Annotated in this window: 16 protein-coding genes; 14 read left to right on the forward strand and 2 right to left on the reverse strand. The window is 47.4% G+C overall.

The features are described from left to right. Positions 1 to 3: 3 nt before the first annotated feature. From araA to BLV62_RS04925, 13 genes are all read left to right on the forward strand, one after another. Entirely contained in the window at positions 4 to 1,479 is a 1,476-nt protein-coding gene (gene araA / locus BLV62_RS04870; RefSeq protein ID WP_089759260.1) for an L-arabinose isomerase, read from the forward strand. A gap of 132 nt (positions 1,480 to 1,611) precedes the next feature. Beyond that, a complete protein-coding gene (locus tag BLV62_RS04875) occupies positions 1,612 to 3,294 on the forward strand; it encodes a sodium:solute symporter family transporter (protein ID WP_089759262.1) in 1,683 nt (560 codons plus the stop codon). 53 nt (positions 3,295 to 3,347) lie between these two features. Then, entirely contained in the window at positions 3,348 to 4,067 is a 720-nt protein-coding gene (locus BLV62_RS04880) for an NUDIX hydrolase (protein ID WP_089759264.1), read from the forward strand. 37 nt (positions 4,068 to 4,104) lie between these two features. Beyond that, the gene (locus tag BLV62_RS04885; RefSeq protein WP_089759266.1) at positions 4,105 to 6,081 is read left to right on the forward strand and encodes an alpha-L-arabinofuranosidase C-terminal domain-containing protein; all 1,977 of its coding nucleotides are present in this window, start codon (positions 4,105 to 4,107) and stop codon (positions 6,079 to 6,081) included. An 85-nt stretch (positions 6,082 to 6,166) separates the two neighbouring features. Then, positions 6,167 to 6,757 carry an RNA polymerase sigma factor gene (locus tag BLV62_RS04890; protein ID WP_089759268.1) on the forward strand — a complete coding sequence of 197 codons (591 nt, stop codon included), beginning with the start codon at positions 6,167 to 6,169 and terminating at the stop codon, positions 6,755 to 6,757. Between the two features lie 124 nt (positions 6,758 to 6,881). After that, positions 6,882 to 7,916: a FecR family protein gene (locus BLV62_RS04895; RefSeq protein WP_089759270.1), complete on the forward strand. Its 1,035-nt coding sequence runs from the start codon at positions 6,882 to 6,884 to the stop codon at positions 7,914 to 7,916. Positions 7,917 to 7,920: 4 nt separating this feature from the next. Next, entirely contained in the window at positions 7,921 to 8,310 is a 390-nt protein-coding gene (locus BLV62_RS28260; RefSeq protein WP_168927734.1) for a hypothetical protein, read from the forward strand. Between the two features lies 1 nt (position 8,311). Beyond that, the gene (locus tag BLV62_RS04900) at positions 8,312 to 10,213 is read left to right on the forward strand and encodes a hybrid sensor histidine kinase/response regulator transcription factor (protein ID WP_168927735.1); all 1,902 of its coding nucleotides are present in this window, start codon (positions 8,312 to 8,314) and stop codon (positions 10,211 to 10,213) included. A gap of 416 nt (positions 10,214 to 10,629) precedes the next feature. Further along, positions 10,630 to 12,093, forward strand: coding sequence for an alginate lyase family protein (locus BLV62_RS04905; RefSeq protein ID WP_089759273.1), 1,464 nt, complete (start codon positions 10,630 to 10,632; stop codon positions 12,091 to 12,093). 212 nt (positions 12,094 to 12,305) lie between these two features. Continuing rightward, a complete protein-coding gene (locus tag BLV62_RS04910; RefSeq protein ID WP_089759274.1) occupies positions 12,306 to 13,316 on the forward strand; it encodes a zinc-binding alcohol dehydrogenase family protein in 1,011 nt (336 codons plus the stop codon). Positions 13,317 to 13,350: 34 nt separating this feature from the next. Then, entirely contained in the window at positions 13,351 to 14,367 is a 1,017-nt protein-coding gene (locus BLV62_RS04915; protein ID WP_225889509.1) for an aldo/keto reductase, read from the forward strand. A 16-nt stretch (positions 14,368 to 14,383) separates the two neighbouring features. Then, positions 14,384 to 15,958 (forward strand): hypothetical protein, encoded by a 1,575-nt coding sequence (locus tag BLV62_RS04920; RefSeq protein ID WP_089759278.1) that lies wholly within the window; start codon positions 14,384 to 14,386, stop codon positions 15,956 to 15,958. A gap of 182 nt (positions 15,959 to 16,140) precedes the next feature. Next, positions 16,141 to 17,301, forward strand: a complete 1,161-nt coding sequence (locus BLV62_RS04925) for an aldose epimerase family protein (RefSeq protein WP_089759280.1) — start codon at positions 16,141 to 16,143, stop codon at positions 17,299 to 17,301. 167 nt (positions 17,302 to 17,468) lie between these two features. Here BLV62_RS04925 and BLV62_RS04930 read toward each other — a convergent pair whose 3' ends face one another. Beyond that, the gene (locus BLV62_RS04930) at positions 17,469 to 18,935 is read right to left on the reverse strand and encodes a RagB/SusD family nutrient uptake outer membrane protein (RefSeq protein ID WP_225889510.1); all 1,467 of its coding nucleotides are present in this window, start codon (positions 18,933 to 18,935) and stop codon (positions 17,469 to 17,471) included. A 20-nt stretch (positions 18,936 to 18,955) separates the two neighbouring features. Continuing rightward, a complete protein-coding gene (locus BLV62_RS04935; RefSeq protein WP_168927736.1) occupies positions 18,956 to 21,991 on the reverse strand; it encodes a SusC/RagA family TonB-linked outer membrane protein in 3,036 nt (1,011 codons plus the stop codon). Between the two features lie 481 nt (positions 21,992 to 22,472). Between BLV62_RS04935 and BLV62_RS04940 the strand changes: the two genes are divergently transcribed. After that, positions 22,473 to 23,036, forward strand: coding sequence for a hypothetical protein (locus tag BLV62_RS04940; protein WP_089759286.1), 564 nt, complete (start codon positions 22,473 to 22,475; stop codon positions 23,034 to 23,036). Positions 23,037 to 23,067 lie beyond the last annotated feature (31 nt).

Consider the following 23,067-nt stretch of genomic DNA (forward strand, 5'->3'; position numbering starts at 1 on the left):
TGTATGATTGATCTGAAAAAACTAGAGATCTGGTTGGTTACCGGAAGCCAGCATTTATATGGCGAGATAGCATTAAAACAAGTTGCACAGCATAGCCAGGAAATAGCATCGGCCATTAACGCCGATAGCCATATTCCTGTTACCGTGGTATACAAACCGATCGTTACCACGCCGGAAGAGATCTATGCCGTATGCATGGAGGCCAACGCCGCAGCTAACTGTATAGGCGTGGTAGTATGGATGCATACTTTTTCACCGGCTAAAATGTGGATACGCGGGCTGAAAGCCCTCAAGAAACCTGTTTGTCACCTGCATACGCAGTACAACAGGGATATCCCATGGAGCGAAATAGATATGGACTTTATGAACCTGAACCAGAGCGCGCATGGCGACAGGGAACTCGGGTTTATGATGAGCCGTATGCGCATGAACAGGAAAGTGATCACAGGCCACTGGAAAGATCCGGAGGTACTGGCAGAATTAGGCTCCTGGAGCCGCGTGGCAGCAGGATGGCACGACTGGCAAGGCGCCCGTTTTGTAAGGTTCGGCGACAATATGAGATACGTAGCGGTAACAGACGGCGATAAAGTGGAAGCAGAATCTGTTTTCGGATTTTCCTGCAACACTCACGGCATCGGCGACCTGGTAGCCGTTATCAACAGCATACCTGCCAATGCGGTGAAAACATTGGTTGATGAATACGCAGCCTCTTATACGATTTCCCCTGCTTTGCTGAATGATCCTGCATTGCAGGACGCTGCAAAAATTGAGTTGGGATTGAAAGCTTTCCTTGAAGATGGTAACTATAAAGGGTTCTCCGATACCTTTGAAGACCTGCATGGCATGGTGCAGTTGCCGGGTATTGCAGTGCAACGCCTCATGAAGGCTGGCTATGGTTTTGCCGGGGAAGGCGACTGGAAAACGGCTGCATTGGTACGCGCTATGAAAGTAATGGGCAGCGGTTTGCCAGGCGGCAACTCTTTTATGGAAGATTATACTTATCACTTCGATCCGCAGAACCCGATGGTGCTGGGAGCGCATATGCTTGAAATATGCGAGTCGATCGCCGACGGCAAACCTTCCTGCGAAAAGCACCCGTTAGGAATAGGCGGGAAAGCAGACCCGGTAAGGCTGGTATTTAACACCGCAGGCGGACCGGCTATCAACGCATCGATCGTGGATATGGGTAACAGGTTCCGTTTGCTGGTGAATGAAGTGGAAGCGGTAGCGCCACAACATGAATTGCCGAAACTGCCGGTTGCCCGCGTATTGTGGAAGCCATACCCTGATATGAAAAAAGCCTGCACCGCATGGATCCTGGCAGGCGGCGCGCATCATACCTGCTTCAGCCAGAACCTGACAGCAGTGCAGATGCAGGATTTTGCCAACATCGCCGGCATTGAACTGGCGTTGATCGACAAACATACAGAGTTAAGAAATTTCCAAAACGAGTTGCGATGGAACGACGCAGCTTTTTAATCTTATAATTCGGCTTACGGAAGGTTGGCATGTTAATCCCAATTCTTCTGACAACAACACGCTACAGCTGTCAGCCTTCCGTAAGCCAAAACATAAACAAATACCAATTAGATATTCGGCAAATTTCCCGTTATGAAAAATGTACTTTCTTTTAGTGATGTCCTTGTATTTATTATCTACTTCGTTGTAGTTGCCAGCTATGGTTTTTGGGTATATAGAAGGAAGAAAAAAGAAAATCCTGATGCCAAAGACTTCTTCCTCGCGGAAGGATCGCTTACCTGGTGGGCTATCGGCGCTTCCCTGATCGCTTCCAACATCTCCGCAGAGCAGTTTATAGGCATGAGCGGTGATGGTTTTTTTGTGGGTATCGCTGTTGCAGCCTATGAATGGATCGCTGCTATTGCGCTTATCATTATTGCTGTTTGGTTTATTCCTATCTACCTGAAGAACAAGATTTACACCATGCCGCAATTCCTCAAACAGCGGTACAATGAAACGGTTGCATTGATCATGGCCGTTTTCTGGTTGTTTTTATACGTATTCGTTAACCTCACTTCCATTTTATACCTGGGCGCCCTCGCCATTAACGGGTTGCTGGGAGGAGAGTATTTGCATGTAGTCATGATAGCGCTCTCAGTATTCGCCATCATCATCACCCTCGGAGGGATGAAAGTGATCGGGTATACAGATGTAATACAGGTAAGTGTGCTGATCATTGGAGGGCTTGCCACTACCTATATGGCGCTGACGCTGGTAAGCGAACATTTTGGTTTGGGAAGAAACGCGATTGCAGGTTTCAATGCATTAATGAAAGACGCGCCGGATCATTTCCATATGATCCTGGCAAAGCCGGATGCTAGCTCGTCCCAGGAGTACATCAATAAATATCTGGTACTGCCGGGCATTCTCATGTATGCAGCCGGCCAGTGGATCGTGAACCTGAACTACTGGGGTTGCAACCAGTATATCACGCAACGCGCGCTGGGAGCCAACCTGCAAACTGCCCGCAACGGGATCATGTTTGCCGGCCTGTTAAAGATCATGATGCCTATTATTGTTATGCTGCCGGGTATTGCCGCTTATGTATTGCATAAGAACGGACAGTTGCCGGGACTGGATAACAAAGACGGGGCATATGCCGCTATCCTGGGCTTCCTGCCTTCGGGCCTGAAAGGACTTTCCATTGCCGCTTTAACTGCAGCTATTGTGGCGTCCCTGGCTGGCAAAGCGAATAGCATCTCTACTATTTTTACGCTCGACATCTACCAGAAGTATATGAATAAAGAGGCCTCCCAGCAAAAACTTGTATGGGTTGGACGATGGGTGGTGATCGCGGCAATGCTGCTTGCTATTGCTTTTACATGGAATGACCTGCTGGGCATCGGCGGGGCCGGAGGCTTTACATTTATACAAAAATATACAGGCTATATCAGCCCGGGCGTTTTCGCCATGTTCCTCCTGGGCATGTTTTGGAAACGTACAACAGGTACTGCAGCTGTTGCCGGTATCATTACCGGCTTTACGCTGTGCGTATTTTTCAACCAGTTTGCACCGCAGGTATTGGGTCATGAAACCTTCTTCTATACCGCTTACCCGAACGGGACCGGCGGATACGAGATCCCATTCCTTATTTGTATGGGACTGGCTTTCATGTTCACCATGATTGTAATGGTGCTGATAAGCCTGGCCGGACCAAAGGTAAACCCGCGGGCTTTTGTACTGGATAAGGGAATGTTTAAGATCTCGCCGGTTACTACCGTACTGATCGTAGTTACCCTGCTGTTACTGTCGGCGCTCTATATACGTTTTTGGTAAGGATTAAGAATAATGACAAACCTGGTTTGTACATTAGTGTATAATTGTTTTATATGAAGAGATATTCACTGCAAACAAGGTTATTGTTCGCCGTCGACTGCATCATTTTTGGATTCGACGGGCAGGAGATGAAATTGTTGCTTATCCAGCGCGGTTTCGAGCCCTGCAAGGGAAAATGGAGCCTGGTAGGTGGATTTGTGCAGGAAAATGAAAGTGCGGAAGATGCAGCTGCCAGGGTACTGAAAAACCTTACAGGACTCGATGGTATCTATATGGAGCAATTGCATACTTTCAGCGCTCCCGACAGGGATAGCGTGGAAAGAACAGTATCGGTAGCCTTCACCGCGTTGATAGATATCCAGCGTTATAAAGAGCAGTTGCATGAAGATTTCCATCCCGTCTGGTTTTCTATCAACCGGCACCCGGAACTGATCTTCGATCATAAAAAAATGGTAGACCTGGCAAAAGAAAAACTACGGTATAAAGCAGCCTTGCACCCGCTGCTGCTGGAACTTCTGCCTGATAAGTTCACCATTCCGCAATTGCAGCAGTTATATGAATCTGTCTACAATACAACTTTCGATAAAGGGAATTTTAGTCGTAAGATCCTCTCTACCAAGTTGCTTGTTAAACTGGCAGATAAAGATAAACTGAGTTCAAAGAAGGGAGCGTTCTATTACAAAGTCGACAGAAAACGATATAACGTCAACTTCTATGCTTTCCTGAACTTCGTTCCTGATACGCTCCTGCAGCGCTCTGCCATTGTCAGGTAAGTATTATTTATTCACTTGTAAATTTTCTATACATCGTATGTATTTAAAATATTTGCTTCCGCTCTGCAGCCTGCTGACCGTTCTTCAGCCGGCCGCGGCGCAACAGAAAACGTTCACTGTATCTGCAGGCCAGCTGGGTGCGGAAATACAACCAACCATGTACGGTGTCTTTTTTGAAGACATTAATATGGGAGCAGACGGAGGGTTGTATGCTGAATTGGTGAAGAACAGGTCGTTCGAATTTAATTCGCCACTCATGGGTTGGACGTTGAATGGCCGCAAAGAAGAAGGCGATATACTGGTTGTACATAGCACAACCTATAACAAAGCGAATCCGAACTACTTGCAGGTGAAGGTCAATAACCGCGGCAAACGTGAGTTTGGCCTTACCAACGAAGGCTTCCGCGGGATGGGCATCCGCCAGGGTACTGAATACTACCTGTCTGCCATGTTCCGTACTGCCGCACCCGGCATCACTGTGCATGCAGAGTTGCTCACTCCCTCTGGTAAAGTAATAGGCGAAAGTGCATTCGAAGCCGCGCCAACAGGCGGTAAGTGGGCAAAGAAAGAGATCACCCTGCGCGCAACGGCCGACGAACCGGCAGCTAAACTGACCTTGTGGTTGGAAGGCAACGGAATGATCGACCTGGATATAATCTCGCTGTTCCCTTCCAATACCTGGAAGAACAGGCGGAATGGTCTGCGGGCGGATATGGTACAGATGCTGGCGGATATGAAGCCCGGCTTTATCCGTTTCCCAGGCGGTTGTATTGTGGAAGGCCGCGATCTGGCCAACCGTTTTCAATGGAAGAAAACCATAGGACCGATAGAGAACCGGGAATTGATCATCAACCGATGGAACACGGAATTCAGTCATCGCCTGACACCAGACTACTTCCAGAGCTTCGGCCTGGGTTTCTTTGAATATTTCCAGCTGGCAGAAGATATTGGCGCCGCACCATTACCGATCCTGAACTGCGGTATGGCCTGCCAGTTCAATACCGCCGAACTGGCGCCCATGGAAGAACTGCAGCCTTACATCCAGGACGCCATCGACCTCGTGGAATTTGCAAATGGCCCGGCAACCAGCGAATGGGGAAAAGTTCGCGCGGCGATGGGACATCCCGAGCCCTTTAACCTGACGATGATAGGAGTAGGGAACGAAAACTGGGGACCGCAATACATCGAACGGGCCAGCGAATTTGCCCGCCAGCTAAAAGCAGCGCATCCCGAGATCAAACTGGTATTTAGTTCCGGTACTGATCCGAATGGCGATCGTTTCAACTTCCTGAATGATACGCTTCGTAAAATGAAAGCTGATTTTATTGACGAACATTATTACAGGAATCCTGAATGGTTCCTTTCCAATGCGCGTCGTTACGATAATTACCCGAGAACAGGTTCAAAAGTATTTGCGGGCGAATACGCCGCTCATGAAACGAAAGATTTTGTAGGGGCCGACCGCAACACGCTCCGTGCCGCCATTGCCGAAGCAGCGTTCCTTACAGGACTCGAACGGAACGCGGATGTTGTTCAGATGGCTTCCTATGCACCGCTTTTCGCCAATGCAGAACAGTGGCAATGGGCGCCCGACCTGATCTGGGTAAACAGTATGAAAGTAGTGCCTACGCCCAGCTACCATGTACAGAAATTATATAGCCTGAATAAAGGAACAAATGTATTGCCGCTGGTGTCGGGCAACGAAGCGGTATCGGGGCAGGATAGCCTGTATGCAAGCGCCGTTTTCGATAAAAAAACGAACGATATTATCGTGAAGATCGTAAATGCAGGCCAGCAACCGGCGAGTCCGAAGATTCAATTCCAGGGCCGGAAAAGCCTTGCAAAGAAAGCTACGCTTACAACATTGACGGGCGACAACCCTGTTGGCTCAAATAAATTTGATGCGCAACCAGTTCAGCCTGTGGTTGCTGCAATTAACGTAAGCGGCAACGTTGTTCCGTTAACAGTAGCGCCTAACTCTTTTACTGTGCTGAGGATAGGCGCAGGTAAATAGTAGGATAGCTGGCCATTCAGCGCGGATATTTGAAATGTAAAACATTTTCAGCAATTTCGCAGCACAACTGAATTTGTCAGATATCATGCAGGATGAAAGAGATATATGGGATGCTTTTCGTTCAGGAGATGAATCCTCCCTGCAGGTGATCTTTGATAAATACTATTTCCCTCTTTTTAACTACGGGCATCGTTTTTCTGCAGATAATCACCTTATCGAAGACGCCCTGCAGGAATTGTTTGTTAAACTCTGGAAGAACAGGGACAGTATTAAAGAAACTGGTTCTGTAAAAAACTACTTATATAAATCGTTTCGCCGGGTATTACTGCGTTTGCTGGATGCCCGGCAACGGAAATATACCTTTTCAGTGTTCGACGAGTGGCCGGAACTGGAACAGGAACTGGCTTATGACCATACTATCATCAGCCGCGAACGCCTGGAAAACATACGGCGTAACCTGAAAGCAGCCCTGGAAAAAATGACGCCCAGGCAAAGAGAAATTATACATTTACGCTATTACGAAGAAATGGAATACGATGAAATAGCCGCATTGATGCAGCTTTCCGTTTCCAGCACCTACAAATTGCTGTATAAAGCAATTGATACCCTCAGGCAATACCTGTCCAAATCTGATCTCCTTATTTTACTTGCTGCTCTTTCTTTGAAAAAAATCTAATGCAGCCTTTATAATGACGCGTTTTTTGAAATTTGTTCATTTTTATGGCAGAAAAAAGAAATTATTAATTTTTTAATCCCGGGAAGGGATAAAACCGGGGATTGTCGTGTATGTATAAATAGCTATGGAGAAAAAGATCAGGGATTATGGACAATACACAGCTACTGCATTCTTCGAAGATGAAGAGTTTGTACGCCATATATTGAACCGGGATGCCGATGCCATCGCATACTGGGAGCAGTTAATTCAACAGTATCCGGATAAAAGGCTGTTCATGGAAGAAGCGCGCACCTGGATATTGTTGCTGAATAAGCAACCGGCCTATATGCCAGCAACCGACCGTTTACAGCTCTGGGATAAAATAAAAAATGAAATTGCCGGGTACGAGGAGCGGCGCCGACGTTATCAACCATTAAAACTTATTTTCAAATGGTCGGCCGCTGCTGCCGCAGTACTGTTTTCTATATTGATATTAAGAGAATGGACTTCGCATGGCGAAAAAACCTATGCCACAACTTTTGCAGATCACGAACGGGTAATATTACCCGACGAATCGGCAGTTACCTTAAACGGTAATTCATCCATCCATTTTTTACGCTCCTGGAAGTCAGATAAGCCAAGAGAGATCTGGCTGAACGGGGAAGCCTACTTTGAAGTAAAACATGTTGCGATCAAAAACCGTTTGCAACAATCAGATTCTTTCCAGGTACATGTAAGCGATCTGGCGCTTACTGTATTGGGAACCAAGTTTAATGTTCGGAACAGACGTGGCCTGACAGAGATCTCCCTGTTGGAAGGCAGCCTCAGGATCGAAAAGAACGGCCCGGAAGCATTTGTCAAAATACTGAAACCGGGAGAGGCTTTTGTTTACGATAGCAGCAGGCAACTGCTGGCGCCAATGGAAAGGAAACCACAGGCTAATAAAGCCTGGACGACCAATGAACTGGACCTGGACGGGTATTCGCTCCGGGAAATATTAGAAGTACTGGAAGACAACTATGGGTATGAAATCACACTGGAAGCGCCGGAATTAGCCGGGAAAAGGCTTTCAGGAACTGTGCCGGCAGCCAGCGCCGAAGATATCCTCTTTGTGATCAGGAAAGTGTTTAATCTAAAAATTAAAAGAAACGCGAATCATTTAATTATCAGCCAAAATTAATTGCATGTACAGACGATTGCTATTTGTCCTGTGTTGCCTGTGGGCAACACTGCCGGGGAAGCTATTTGCTCAACAACAGGTGAACCTGAAAACAGCGTTGAATGAAATAAGAGCTGTTTACGGTACCAGGTTCGCTTACGAAGAACACCTGTTAGATAACATTTATGTAAACCTGAAAAGGCCGCTGACAAAGAAAGAGCCGGTAGAAGCCCTGCTGAAAGAGCTGCTCTACAACAAGGGATTTATTTTCCTTTATGTACAGGAAAACTATTACACCATCATTAAAGATACCAGGCCAGCCAAAGGTCAGGATACCAAACCTGAAGAAGTGGCTGCAGGCCAGCCAACGGAATATGTGCTTTATGGCCAATGGGCGGCAGGAAAAAAAGTATGATGTGGCATCGATTGAGCTGACGGCTAACGGGGATGTGTGGGTAATGGTGCAGGGATACGGCTTGGGGCAGCGCCTGGATTATATTAAAAAGAGAACTGACGATGAAATAAAAAGCATTGAAGTGCCTTACCGCAACGCTATTTTTTCTTTCGACTTTACAGCTCTTGATTTCTCCACATCCAACAAGATCTCCTATTCCTATTACATGGAAGGATGGGATAAAAGCTGGAACCAGGCCGGGAACAACAGCGTGGCTACCTACACTCACCTGAACAGCGGGCGTTATATATTCCGGGTAAAAAGTACGAACCCGGAAGGGCAGTGGATAGATAATGAGCTTTCTCTTGAAATTATCGTACTGCCTCCCTGGTATGCCTCCTGGTGGGCTTACCTGGGTTATATGATAATCGTTTTGGGCATCGCATACATATATTTGGTGTACACGAAGCGACAGAGAAGATTGAAGTACCAGGTTGCGTTGGCAAATATGCAGACAGAGAAAGAAAGAGAGTTGAATGAAAAGAAGATTGCATTTTTCACCAATGTATCACACGAATTCCGTACGCCGCTTACCCTTATTATCAACCCGATCAAAGTCCTGATCGCCAGGCAGGAGTTTAATACCAATCATCATCCTGAGCTGAATATCATTTACCGGAATGCCCGCAGGCTGTTGCGGTTGCTGGATCAGTTGCTGTTGTTCAGGAAAGCCGACATAACGATAGAAGATTCCGGTTGCGGCATCCCGGCTGCCAGTGCGCATCGCATCTTTGAAAAATTCTTCCGCTCAGAAGGCATTGAACATGCACAGAAACCAGGTTTCGGCATCGGGTTATACCTCGTTAAGCAGTTTACAGAGTTGCATAAAGGCAGGGTAACATTTGAAAGCCGGGAGGGGAAAGGAACAGTTTTCAGCATCACATTGCCGCCCGGAATTGAACAGCAAACGGAGGTTGCCGAAAGCGGCCCAGCACCTGCCATAACCCCGTTGCTCCAGGAAATGGCCGAGGATATACTTCCAGAAACAACTACCGGAAGCCCTGCTGAAGAAGCGCTTGGCGCCTTGATCAGTTCCAAGCCTACTATGCTGATCGTAGACGATGATCCGCAGATCAGGCAATATATTTCCAACATGTTTAAGACAGGCTTCAACATAGAGGAAGCAGCCGATGGAAAAGAAGGACTGGAAAAAACAACGGCAATAATCCCCAATATAGTGATCAGCGATATCAGGATGCAATCTATGTCGGGCATTGAACTTTGCAAAGCAATTAAAACTAACCCGGCGCTCAACACCATTCCCGTTATCCTGCTAACAGGTACTTCATCTGAAGAGATCAAACTGGAAAGCGCCGAAGTGGGAGGGGATCATTATATAACCAAACCCTTTGAAAAAGAATTCCTGCAGGCCGCCGTGCAAACGGCCTTACAAACAAGGAGCAATCTCCGGAATTACTTCCTCAACGAGGTAACCTTGCGGAAGAACGACTCCAAAGTATCGGGCCAGTACAAACAGTTTGTTGAAAGATGCATAGAGATCGTTGAAGCTAACCTGGATAACGACGATTTTAATATCAAGATCCTGGCAAGGGAAATAGGCATGAGCCATTCATCTGTCTATAAAAAAATAAGACTGGTATCCGGCGAATCATTGCGGGGATTTGTAAGGTTCGTGCGTTTGCGGAAAGCGGCGGAACTGATGATCAATACCAGCCTGAATGTAAACGAAATCGGGTTCCAGGTGGGAATAAATGATGTAAAGTTCTTCCGCGCCCAATTCAATAAAGTATTTGGCATGAACCCATCTGAATATATCCGGCGGTATCGCAAGGTGTTTGAAGATAAATACAGCCTCGAAAAAATTGAAACCCGGAAAAGGCGGGTAAAACAAAAACCTGTATAACACAGGATATTTTCCCGTTCAGTGTAAAAGCAAGCCCCTGGCAGCTCCCGCTGCCTTAAATTCACAAAACACACCCCTTTTTATGCGAATACTCCCCTTATAAATAGGGAATGTGAGTGTTTAATTTGCATTACCGGCGGAAGGCTACATCGCTCTCCGCTGGCGATCCAGGATTTCACGTTATCAACTATTCTATCTCCACGTTCACAGCCATTTAAAAAAACTGGTATGATTAAATTCCACTTATCAATGTTTACCCGAAGTTTCGGGACATTATTATTCATTCTGCTCTCCAATTTTCTATGGGCGCAAAACAAGACCGTGACGGGTAAGGTCATTAATTCCGAAACCGGGGAACCGCTGAAGCTGCGGCAAAGCGTACGGAACAACATTTCCTTAATGTAATTTATCCTGTTGTGGCGGAATTTGCTCCCTTCGCAAATGGCAACTGGGATGGAGCAGCGCTTAAAACTGTAATGGCAATCGGGATCTATTGCAACAATCGCGGGATCTTCGAGCGGGCTATCCGCTATTATGTGAATGGCTGGGGAAATGGCTCTCTTACCAATTATATCATTAACGACCAGGGACAGGTACAGGAAACAGGGCGCGACCAGGCGCATTCACAACTCGGTATCGGCATGCTGGCTGAATGCAGTGAAATGGCCTGGCACCAGGGATTGGACCTCTATTCGTATGCCGGTAACCGTTTGTTGAAAGGATTTGAGTACACGGCCAGGTACAACCTGGGCGATAACGGGATACCCTACACGCCGGCGATAGACCGCACGGGCAAATACCTGCACCAGCGGCCTTCGGAAATAGCCCGGGGTAACCTGCGCGCGGTATACGAACAGGTTTACAATCATTATGTAAAACGGATGGGGTTAAACGCCCCCTATATCGCCAGGGCCGCCGAAAAGCTGCGGCCGGAAGGCCCGGGCAACCCGGGAGCCGACCATCCCGGTTATGGCACTTTGTTTTATACCATCGATTCCCCGGCTGCACAGCATCTGCCTGCGCCAATAACTATGTTAAGCCCTGCGGGCCTGCAACTGGAAGCTAAACCGGGTAGTAACCTGTTGTCGTGGGTCCGGATGCGAGGCGCTACTGCTTACAAAGTGAAACGGGCGGAGAAAAGAGAAGGACCATTTGTGACCATTGGTGTTGCGGAAGAAAACATATTCTCTGATTCCGGCATTAAAAACGGGAAACTTTATTACTACACCGTAACAGGTACGGGTAATAACGGCGAGTCGTTGCCCTCTTTCCCCGTATCCGGTTACGGGGGCGGTTTACCCAGGGATTGGCACAATATCGATATAGGTTCAGTCAATAAACCCGGCTACGCGTTGGCCGGTGAAGATATTTTCAGGATAGAAGCGGGAGGTATGTTAAAAGATAGTCTGCCCCCGGCTTTTAACTACACCTACAGGAAACTGAAGAAGAACGATGAGATGATCATGGAACTATACCCGCAGCCCAGCTCCCAGTTCACTGCAGTAGGGCCGATGGTTAGGGCGGATCTGAGGGAAGCGTCGCCATTTCTCGCATTGCTGATCCGCCCTGTTGTTGCCAAAGAACTGGAAGCGCCAAACTGGTTTGCCGAGTTGTCGCAAGGCAGCGGCGCCGGGACTTCTGCCATTATCAGCCGGCAGGCCCTTGCAGCGCCGGCCGTAACGAATGGCAGACTCACAGGGCGGTACTGGATAAAAATAACAAGAAAAGGAAACCTTCTGACAGGCTGGGGTTCGGATGATGGCCATTCCTGGCGGCAGCTGGGCGAAAGCAGGTGGACAACAGGGGCGCCGCTCCTGTTAGGTATTGCCGCTGCTTCCAATATCGCCAATACTACTACCGTAAGGGTTGCAGTGAAGTAAGGACAAAGCCGGGGGAATTTACAGAAATCGATATCGTACAGCGTTTTTGTCGATATGTGTAAAAATTAAAGGCCGGGCTAGTGCTATTTTTGAGAATACATACCCTGAACGGTATACAAGCAACCGATTTCTTTGCCGGTATCAGTATCTTGTAACTAAAGATACAGTAGCGTAACCCGGTAAGAAAAAGGGTTTAAAAATCTATAGAAATCATGAAGATCATAGCCTGTAAGACACCCGGTGAGATGGAATATAAAGAAGTCTCCAAGCCTGAATCCAAGCCGGGATATTCTGTTATAAAAATACGCCGTATCGGTATTTGCGGAACGGATATTCACGCGTTCCGGGGTGTACAGCCGTATTTCAATTATCCCCGGGTCCTGGGACATGAACTGGCGGCCGAATATGAAGAAGGAGACGTTCCCGGTATTAAGAAAGGCGATATTGTAACTGTTATTCCTTACCAGCATTGCGGTAATTGCATCGCTTGCAGAACAGGCCATACAAATTGCTGCCAGAACATGAAAGTGATAGGCGTGCATACAGACGGAGGGATGGCCGAATACCTGCAGGTGCCATCGCATTTACTGCTGCCGGCAACAGGGCTGGACCTTGACACATTAGCCCTGGTAGAACCCTTTGCCATTGCGGCACACGGGATTAGGCGGGGAGCGGTTGCAGCTGGCGAAAATGTGCTGGTGATCGGGGCGGGGCCTATTGGGTTGGCCACAATGGAAATGGCTTCCATTGCCGGGGCAAATGTCATAGCCATGGATGTTAATGAAAACCGCCTTGCATGGGCTAAGCGTATCAGCGGCGTAAAAGTTGTCCTGAATGCGGCGGCCGAAGGGCTGGAAGAGCAGTTGCGGGAAGCGACAAACGGAGATATGCCTACCGTGGTGATCGATGCTACAGGTAACCTGAACGCCATCAACAACGCCTTCCGGTATATGTCGCATGCCGGCAGGTATGTACTGGTAGGTTTGCAGAAAGGAGATATCTCTTTCAGTCATCCCGAATTCCACAAACGTGAAGGGACGCTTATGAGCAGCAGGAACGCAACAAAGGCCGACTTCAGCCACGTATTAGAGAGTATCAGGCTGGGTTTGATCAACCCTGAAAAATATATCACGCATAAATTGCAGTTTGATGATGTGGTGAATGATTTTCCTTCCCTGATAGTTAAGCCGGAATTAGTAAAGGCCATGATCAGCCTCGATTAATAACAATATTCACAACTGAAATACCCACTCCCTTATGAGTGCTGCATTGTTAATGAACGGTCAGCCATTTCCCCGGTTGATCTTTGGAACGAGCGGTCTGGGCAACCTCTTCACCGCCGTCGATTACCAGGAGAAATACAATATTGTTGAAGCATGTATCGCCCATTCCCCCGGCCTTACGGTGTTCGATTCTGCCGGCAAATATGGCGCAGGACTGGCGCTGGAAACCCTGGGAACAGTGCTGAAAGAATTGGGTACATCGCCCAACAATATCGTCATCAGCAATAAACTGGGATGGTATAGAACTGAATTGAAAACTCCTGAACCTACATTTGAGCCTGGTGTCTGGAAAGCGCTGAAACATGACGCCGTACAAAGGATCAGCTACAACGGGATCATAGAATGTTTCGAACAGGGTAACGAATTATTGGGAGCCTACCTGCCGCAGCTGGTATCCGTGCATGATCCCGACGAGTACCTGGCAAAGGCAAAAGATGAAAAGCATTGGATGCAGCTGTACGATGACATCCTGCAGGCATACCAGGCCCTGTTCGATCTGAAGGCAAAAGGATTGGTAGCAGCTGTAGGCGTTGGAGCAAAAGACTGGACCATCCTGAAACGCATATCCCAGGATATAAACCTTGACTGGATGATGATTGCCAACAGCTTAACCGTTTTTACCCACCCGCCGGCGCTTTTGCAGTTCATTGCCGAACAAAGCAGCAAAGGAGTGCATATCATCAATTCCGCGGTATATCATTCAGGTTTCCTGCTGGGCAGCGAATATTTCGACTACCGGAAACTGGATCCTTCCCGGCAGGAAGACAAACCGTATTTCGAATGGAGGGAGAAGTTCAACAACCTATGCGAAAGCAACGGTATCAGGCCGGTGGAAGCATGCCTGCAGTTTGGCCTTAACGTTCCCGGTGTGAAAAGCGTAGCGGTAAATACTACGAAAGCAAACAGGGTAAAGGAGAACTACGACCTGGTGAATAAAGAGATCCCGCATTCGTTCTGGGATCAGATGAAGGCGGAAGGATTAATGAAGTAAAATCATGTAAGATAACATGAGGAGAATATACATACTCCTGTTATGTTGTTTCCCGTTACCGGCAATGGCGCAGGTATGGCAGTGGAGCTGCGTTGTTGATAGTACACGCTCCTCCGAAACCAATGACTGCCCGCAGGCATTTTTATGGATCCCGGAAAACTGCAAACAGTTAAAGGCCGTTGTTTTTGCCCAGCATAATATGACGGAAGAAACGATGCTGGAACATCCTGAATTCCGTAAAACGCTGGCTGAATTGGGGATAGGAGAGGTATGGGTAACTCCTGCTATCTCACAGATGTTTGATTTTAACAGTAACGACCCTACGTATTTCCAACATATAATGGACAAGCTGGCGGATTTATCGGGCTACGGTGGGCTAGCCTCTGCGCCGGTTATCCCTATAGGGCATTCCGCCCTTGCGAGCTTCCCCTGGAACTTTGCCGCCTGGAATCCCGGCAGAACCCTGGCTTTGATCTCCCTGCACGGCGATGCGCCACTGACGCCGCTGACAGGAAGCGGGCGCCCTAATCCCAACTGGCATGGCCGGAATATTAACGGGGTACCCTCCCTGTTCATAATGGGGGAATACGAATGGTGGGAAGATCGCATTTCTCCCGCTTTTGATTTTATCCAATCCAACCCGCTCAGTGTTATCACCTTGTTTGCAGATGCAGGGCATGGACATTTCGATGCCTCCGATGAATTGACCAGGTATGTGTGTTTGTTTCTTCGCAAGGCAATGCGCTACCGTTGGCAAAAGAACGGTTTACGCGCCCTTAGGCCGCAATCGGGCTGGCTGGCAGACAGGTGGCGTAAAGACAGCCTGCCTGCGGCACCTGCCGCCCCTTACAACCGTTACCGGGGCGATAAACGGTATGCCGCCTGGGTGTTTGACAGGGAAATGGCTGAGGCAACGGAGGCTTTTTACAATGCCGCGAGAGGTAAACAAAGGCAGTTCATAGGGTTTATACAGGATGGGAAAGTATTGAAACCTAACAATACACACGCGGTTTTTACAGCAGCGTTTCAACCGGGAAACGACGGGATTACTTTTCATCTCCAGGCCTTTTTTTCAGATTCTACGCGCCTGGCGCCTGCTCAGGCAACAGCCTCGGGGCTGTTGGAGATCAACCGGATCTGCGGGCCCGTAAAGAAGATCGATGATACTACTTTCGTGCTGGACTTTTACAGGATGGGATTGAATAACGCGAAGCGGAGCAACGATATCTGGTTGCTGGCAAGTAACAAAGGGGATGACCGGTTCAAAAGCATCGTGCAGCAGGTAAATATAAAGATACCGTTGCCGTTAAAAAACGGGGAGGCACAGGAAATATCATTTGAAGAATTACCCGATCAGCAACCGGGAGCAGGGTCAATGCCGCTTTCCGCAAAGGCTTCCTCCGGCCTCCCGGTTTCCTATTACGTAAAAGAGGGACCGGCTTATGTTAAAGATAACAGGCTTTATTTTACGGCGCTCCCTCCACGCGCCAGGCTTCCCGTAAAGGTCACTGTTGTTGCATGGCAGTATGGGATCAATGGCATATTCAAGTCTGCATTGCCGGTATCGCGGTCGTTTTATATCAGGAGGTAAGCCGTGCCTGTAAAGTTCTTTAGGGCCGGCGCAGGGAAAGGTTGAAGAAGAGTTTCTTTGCCCGGGGCCAGGCAGCCGGGAATGAGACTAATGATATAAAAATTGAGAAGAAGTGAGCCATGAATTTCAGAAAATATCCCGATATTGGGAACTTCTTTTTCACTTAATACCAAAAAAACGTTATGAATAGGAATGTCAGGGCACTTACAGCCCTTTTGATCTCCAGCGGCGCCATTCTGGCCTCTTGTAACAACAACACCGCCCCTAAGGAAGGTGAAGAGAGTAAGCAGGATTCAGTAGCTACTACCGCCGCCCAGGGCCCCGTAAAATTCGGCGAGGTTGACGGCCAGGAAGTGTTGCAATATACACTGAAAAATGCCAGCGGAATGGAAGTTAAGATCCTGAACTATGGCGGTATCATCACTGATATCATCACTGCCGACAAACAAGGTCAGAAAGGCAATGTTGTTCTTTCTTACGATTCATTATCCGGTTACCAGCAAAAAGGCCAGCCTTACTTTGGCGCCCTGGTAGGACGTTATGCCAACCGTATTGCCAATGCCAAATTCAAATTGGATGGCAAAGAGTATACACTGGCAGCCAACGACCACGGCAACAGTTTGCATGGCGGTTTAAAAGGCTTCGACAAAGTGGTATGGACAGCTACTCCGGCCGGCGACAGCAGCCTGCAGTTAGTATATAACAGTAAAGATGGGGAAGAAGGATATCCGGGTAACCTGGTGGCTACCGTGGTATATACCGTAACTCCTGACAATGCGCTGCAGATCAGTTATAAGGCAACCACAGACAAGCCAACTGTCTTGAACCTTACTAACCACGCATACTTTAACCTGTCTGCCGGTAAAGAAAGCACTATCCTGGGCCACGAACTGACCCTGAAAGCAAGCCGTTATACCCCGGTAAATGATAAACTGATCCCGACAGGAAAACTGGACCCTGTAGATGGCACTCCAATGAACTTCACAACCGGTAAAAAGATCGGTGCAGATATCGATAAAGTGAAAGGCGGTTACGATCACAACTTTGTACTGGATAAAAAAGATGGAGAGATGGCAACCATTGCAACGCTGTACGATCCAACCAGCGGCCGTGTAATGGAAGTGGCTACCACCCAGCCAGGCATCCAGTTCTATACTGGTAACTTCCTGGATGGTACGCTTACGAATACACGCGGCGGTCAGAAATATGGCCAGCATGCCGCCTTGTGCCTGGAAACACAACATTTCCCTGATTCGCCTAATCAGCCTTCCTTCCCAAGCGTAGTGCTGAAACCAGGCGAAACCTATTCTCAGACCACTGTGTATAAATTCAGTACCAAATAATTAATATCAGCTATTTTCCAAAAAGCCCTTCTACCTGGTAGAGGGGTTTTTTTATGGGTGAGATATCAATACAAAGGAACTCCCGGAGCGCATTACCTGTTAAATGCATGAAAAAGCGGCTGCCTCAAATTTGATGCAGCCGCTTTTTCGTTTATTTAATCACGTATTTAGAAATTCGGATTCTGTTTCAATGTTCCTTTACTTCTGTCTATTTCCTGCTGCGGAATAGGGAAGTAATAGTTTTTAGGCTTGGAGAACTTTCTTCCTTTGCCGCCTCTTGAGATCTCTGTTCCGTCATACGCCAGCTTTGGTTTAGCATAGATGTCGGCAATATTGATCAACCCTGCTTTGTCCCAGCGTATCAGGTCCTGGTGTCTTTCATTCTCGCCGCAAAGTTCAACTCTTCTTTCATGCATCAGGTTGGCCATGGTGCCATTTACAACAGGTTTCAATGCTTTGGAAGCGCGACTGCGAACTGCATTGATCTCTGCATCGCCGGCGCCTGCACCATGCAAACGGATCTTGGCTTCTGCTACCAGCAGGTAAATATCGGCAGATCTCATCAATGGCGTTTTAAGAGAATAATCCAGGCCCCCGGATGGCTTCCAGGAACAGAACTTGGCATAATGGTAACCGCTCCATGACGCACTTGCCTCATAGGTTGCAATGCCGGTGCCTATATTCACCTTATCGCCTGGTTTCATAATACAGATGTCTTTACGCGGATCGCCTGCTTCAAACTCATCTACCAGCCCTTTGGTCGGGTAGAAGAAACTCCATCCGTTCCAGTTACGTGGAGCATGGTAAGTGATGAAATCTGAGTAGCCGGCTCCATCTACTGTCTGAACTGCCAGCAGCATTTCAGAATTATTGCCGGTAGCCACTTTGAAATTATCGCCATAATTAGTGGCCAGCGCATAGTTTGAGTTAGTGATCACTTTGTTGCCTGCAACAATTGCCTGATCCAGTTTATTCCATTCCATGTATAACTTGCAAAGCAGGCCATAGGCAGTGCCTTTGCTTACGCGGCCTTTATCGGCATCGCCGTACGATTCAGGCAGCAGGTCGGCCGCCGCATTCAGGTCAGATTCAATCTGCGCACGCAGTTCATCGGCCGTTACTTTTGGTTTGTTGTAATTCGCTTTCAATACGTCATCTTCTGTGATGATAGGCGCTTCTCCATAGATCAGCAGCAGGCGCCAGTACGAAAAGGCACGGAAGAAATGAGCTTCTCCCAGGCACCTGTTTTTTATAGCGGCGTCAATATTTGTGATCTTTGGAACGTAGATCAGTACGTTGTTGGCGCGGTTGATCGTTTCATATTTCCAGCGCCATCCCACTCTTACGCTGTAAGTAGAAGGATCATAAGAGAAGTCCTCTATCGCCGCGTCATAGTCATGGTCGCCGCCTCTTACCTGGTCGTCTGAACAGTTGTCAAAAACAAATTCATTAAACCCTGTATAATCTTCTTCCAGTAAAACATTGTATATACCGGTAACGCCATCAACTGCATCGCTCTGGTTTCGCCAGTAGTTGCCGGTCGAGTAGTTGCCCTGCGGGTTCACATCCAATACGCTTTTACATGCCCCTAAAGCAAGCGAGGCCGTCATACCGATGAATAATATATTTCTCATGGATTGCATAGTAGTCTGAATTAAAAGTTAAGGGTTCCGCCAAATGTAAATGTCCTTGCCTGTGGATAAGCAGCCACGTCTACGCCTCTCTGGCGGTTGCCATCTGAAGTACCATAGTTATATCCCAACTGGGGTGTAAGACCTGAGTAGTTGGTGATCATGAACAGGTTCTGTGCAGCAATGTAGATATGCAGATCAGAGATTCCGCTGTTGCCCCAGATCTTTGAAGGGATCGTATAGCCGAGAGAGATATTCTTCAGCGCCAGGTAATCGCCGTTCTCAACGAAGCGATCAGAAACCCTGTTGTTCTGGTTGTCGTTATTCAGGGTCATACGCGGTACGGAATTGCTGGTACCTGCGCCATGCCAGCGGTTCAGCGCATCTGCATAGAGGTTGTATGGATAGTTGGCATCCATTCCCTGCATTTTATCTGCGTTGTATAATTTTACTCCGCCAACGCCGGCAAACGATACGCTCAGGTCAAAACCTTTATAGGTGGCGCCGGCCTGTATACCATACGCTACTTTCGGGTTAGGACTGCCTAAATTAACCCTGTCGAGATCATTCACGATACCGTCGTTGTTCGTATCAAGGAACCTTACATCCCCGGGGCGGATTTTGCCCTTGTTAGGATCTTTGGAGATATTCGGATCATTGTCGATATCCGCCTGCGTTTGATAAATGCCATCTGTTTTCCATCCGTAGTAAGAAGCAATAGGCTGGCCTACATAGGTCCTGGAGATCTCTTGTCCCTGGCGGCCGTAAGGAGTAGAACCTATATAGCTGTTGGGATCATAGAGTTTGGTCACTTCATTTTTGATGAAGGAAGCATTGGCGCTTACATTGTATTTAAATTCACCTTTTCCGCCCTGGTAGTTCAGTTCAATTTCCCATCCTTTGTTGTTCAGCTCACCCAGGTTCCTGTCGGGGATCCCGGAGGTGCCATGCGTATCCATTTCAGGTGCGGGGACCAACATGTCGCGGGTATTTTTATTGAACCAGGTAATGGTAGCATTCAGCCTGTTCTGGAAGAAACCGGCTTCCAGGCTGATGTTCGTCATTTCTGCTTTTTCCCAGGTAATATCAGGGTTGGCAAGACGTGAGTTCCATACGCCGGTGTAAGGATTTTCTCCAAAGTTATACCTGCGGTCTTTGTTGATCAGCGCCAGGTATTGGAAATCATTTACGTTCTGGTTACCCAGTTGTCCCCAGCCGCCGGTGATCTTTAAGTTGCTTACTGCTTTCACGTTGTTTTTGAAGAATGGTTCATCAGAGATCCTCCAACCGGCAGAAAATGCAGGGAAGTAACCCCAACGATGTCCCGGGGCAAACCTGGAAGAACCATCCGCCCTGAATGTGACGGTTAAGAGGTATTTATCTTTATACCCATAGAATCCTCTTACAAACGCAGATGCCAGTCCGGTAGCCGGCAGGTAATTGCCTTGCGCGTCGTGGATGTCGTTACCGTTACTTAAAACGCGTTGATCCGGCGCTTCGTCGTTAAAGCCCCATCTGTCGGCACGGAAATAAGAACTGTTCGTAGTTTGCTGGGAGTAACCGCCTGTTGCGGTAATATGGTGAATACTGTTGATCCTTTTATCGTAAGTCAGGAATACTTCACTCAACTGGCTGTTATAAGAATCGTTCCTGTTCCACAGTTCTGCGTGGTCCCTGGTCCTTGTCTGATCCAGCACTTTAGGAGAGAAACTGTATTGGTTGGTAAGACTGCCATCGAATGCATAATTGCCACGAAGAGTAAGACCGTCGATGATGGTCAATTCGCCGTATACGTTTGCCAGCATGCGATAGTTCTTGGTCCAGGTATCGGTTGTCACCGCTGTGTACACCGGGTTGTTGATATCGCCCAGTTCATTGCTGGCTTTGGAAGAACCAAAGCTGCCATCAGGATTGTATACCGGGATAGCAGGATTGAAACGGAGCGCACTGAAGATCAGCCCTGTCTGGGAGGAGTAGGTATCAGGACCGCTGTTTTGTTTGTATGTCAGCTGCAGGTTTTCACCTACTTTAAAACGTTTGCCGATCTTGTGTTCGGAGTTGATACGCGCCGTATATCTTTTGAAGTAGGAGTTGGTGATGATACCCTGTTCATTATAATAACCGGCACTGAGCAGGTAGTTGGAAGCATTGTTACCGCCCCTGACGCTTACGTCTGCATTGGTAACATGGCCTGTGGTAAAAAGAGCGCGTTGCCAGTCGGTGCGTTGCGTAGCGTAATAAGGATCTTTCCAGATAGGTTCAATGGCTACGCCGTCGTTGGTATAACGTTCCTGTTTCAGTGTTACCAGGTCTGGCGCTGTGAGTAAGGGAATATACCTGGAAACATTGGAAACGCCCCTGTAAACATTCACAGACGCTCTCAGTTTTTCGCCGAAATTTCCTTTCTTGGTAGTGATGATCACTACGCCGTTAGCCGCCCTGGTACCGTAGATAGCGGAAGAGGAAGCGTCTTTTAGTATTTCCATGGAAGCGATATCATTCGGGTTGATATCATTTAATCCTCCTGCCGGCACACCATCGATGATGATAAGCGGATCAGCGTTGTTAATGGTACCTGTACCACGTACCCTGATGGAAGGCGAGCTGCCTGGCGCTCCGTCGGACCGTACTATTTCCACGCCGCTTACCCGGCCCTGCATGGCTGCTGCCGCATCGCTCACGGGAAGGTTTTTAATGTCAGACCCTTTGATGGATGAAATAGTACCTGTTACATCCCTGCGGGTCTGGGTACCATACCCTACTACCAGTACTTCTCCCAGGCCTTTGCTGGCAGCTACGAGGCTGACGTTGATAGTGGTCTGGTTCGTGACATTGATCTTTTGAGTTTCAAATCCTATAAATGAGAACTGAAGGGTAGTAGCACTGTTAGGAATGGTAACAGTATAAGTTCCCTGTGCGTTGGTGGTGGCGCCTGAAGTGGTGCCGGGAACGGTTACTGTAACACCGGGAAGGGGGGCGCCGTCGGCGGCTCCTGTTACTTTTCCGGTAATGGTCTTTTGAGCCAGTAATGTGCTGCCGGTAGCACATAGCAAGACCATTAAAAGGCATAATTTTCGGATCATTGCATACCTCATAATGTGTGTGAATAAGACGTGATTTGTAATGGAACTACACGTTGTCGTGGTTCTGTTTTATGGTTGAGTAATTGGTGAATGTTTATAGCGTTGCTAAATCGTTAAAGCAATCGAGTTGACAATTTCCTTTGTTTTTCATTTTATTCACTGGGCCACAATTAAGATGAAAGAAGTGGAAGGTGGTTGACTAATATTTTGTTTGAAAATGAAGGTAGGATTTTTTATAAATACCGTTAAATTATTTTTTAGTGATCTTATTAAAGGATGGATGGTAAAGGAGGGTAGGGGAATAAGGGGCGAAAATACGCTTGTAGTATTTGAATGGAGAGTAATAGTTTTTTGCTTTTATGTGAGAGGCGGTAGATGAGTTTTCTGTTTTGGTGATGAAAATATATTTCAAATGAAAACTAACCGGTTTATATTTATCTATAATACTCTTATATCTATGGAACAAACTATGAACTTTCTGAAAGAAGTTTCAGCAGGCACTGTTAAAATCCTTAATGATTTTAGTGAAAAAGGAAGAAAGGGAGACTTTACATTTGAATTCGATTGTGCTACCTCGGATAATTACCTTGAAACAAACATCCTGCATTTCGGCCAATTTGTTGAAATGTTTAACAAACTTAAAACTATCACCGGCCCGGTTATCTATTGGATCGAGGTTATATCAGACAATGAGATTAAAGAGATATTGAATGCTGCAGAAACATTTAAAATCACAAATAGAAGACATGTTCCGGCAATCAGGAAAAAAGTCAGCTATCATTCCAGAATTCTGTATGTTGGAAAAGTCGAGAAAGATATATTCGTACGAGTTATGACCCACATGGGATTTCATCGTTCACATAAAACACAGGGCCTGCAAATGTACCATTGGGGAAAGCAAATTGGTTTAAGAGTACGATTTAATCTAATGCAGTTACATGGCGGGTGCGAGTCTATATTGCCAGTTTTGGAAAAAGCATTGGCTCAAAAGATGCAACCGATTATTGGTAAGCACAAATAGCTCCTGTGGTTATTATCTAGCTTTATAATTT

Source organism: Chitinophaga terrae (ex Kim and Jung 2007) (genome assembly GCF_900107795.1).
GTDB classification, from domain to species: domain Bacteria; phylum Bacteroidota; class Bacteroidia; order Chitinophagales; family Chitinophagaceae; genus Chitinophaga; species Chitinophaga terrae.

Excerpts from the sequence above, each read along its gene's own strand:
- BLV62_RS04930 (WP_225889510.1), bottom strand. The coding sequence starts at position 18,935 with ATGAGAAATATATTATTCATCGGTATGACGGCCTCGCTTGCTTTAGGG.
- BLV62_RS04910 (WP_089759274.1), top strand. The coding sequence starts at position 12,306 with ATGAAGATCATAGCCTGTAAGACACCCGGTGAGATGGAATATAAAGAA.
- BLV62_RS04940 (WP_089759286.1), top strand. The coding sequence starts at position 22,473 with ATGGAACAAACTATGAACTTTCTGAAAGAAGTTTCAGCAGGCACTGTT.
- BLV62_RS04915 (WP_225889509.1), top strand. The coding sequence starts at position 13,351 with ATGAGTGCTGCATTGTTAATGAACGGTCAGCCATTTCCCCGGTTGATC.
- BLV62_RS04895 (WP_089759270.1), top strand. The coding sequence starts at position 6,882 with ATGGAGAAAAAGATCAGGGATTATGGACAATACACAGCTACTGCATTC.
- BLV62_RS04925 (WP_089759280.1), top strand. The coding sequence starts at position 16,141 with ATGAATAGGAATGTCAGGGCACTTACAGCCCTTTTGATCTCCAGCGGC.
- BLV62_RS04890 (WP_089759268.1), top strand. The coding sequence starts at position 6,167 with ATGCAGGATGAAAGAGATATATGGGATGCTTTTCGTTCAGGAGATGAA.
- BLV62_RS04920 (WP_089759278.1), top strand. The coding sequence starts at position 14,384 with ATGAGGAGAATATACATACTCCTGTTATGTTGTTTCCCGTTACCGGCA.
- BLV62_RS28260 (WP_168927734.1), top strand. The coding sequence starts at position 7,921 with ATGTACAGACGATTGCTATTTGTCCTGTGTTGCCTGTGGGCAACACTG.
- araA (WP_089759260.1), top strand. The coding sequence starts at position 4 with ATGATTGATCTGAAAAAACTAGAGATCTGGTTGGTTACCGGAAGCCAG.
- BLV62_RS04885 (WP_089759266.1), top strand. The coding sequence starts at position 4,105 with ATGTATTTAAAATATTTGCTTCCGCTCTGCAGCCTGCTGACCGTTCTT.
- BLV62_RS04880 (WP_089759264.1), top strand. The coding sequence starts at position 3,348 with ATGAAGAGATATTCACTGCAAACAAGGTTATTGTTCGCCGTCGACTGC.
- BLV62_RS04875 (WP_089759262.1), top strand. The coding sequence starts at position 1,612 with ATGAAAAATGTACTTTCTTTTAGTGATGTCCTTGTATTTATTATCTAC.
- BLV62_RS04935 (WP_168927736.1), bottom strand. The coding sequence starts at position 21,991 with ATGGTCTTGCTATGTGCTACCGGCAGCACATTACTGGCTCAAAAGACC.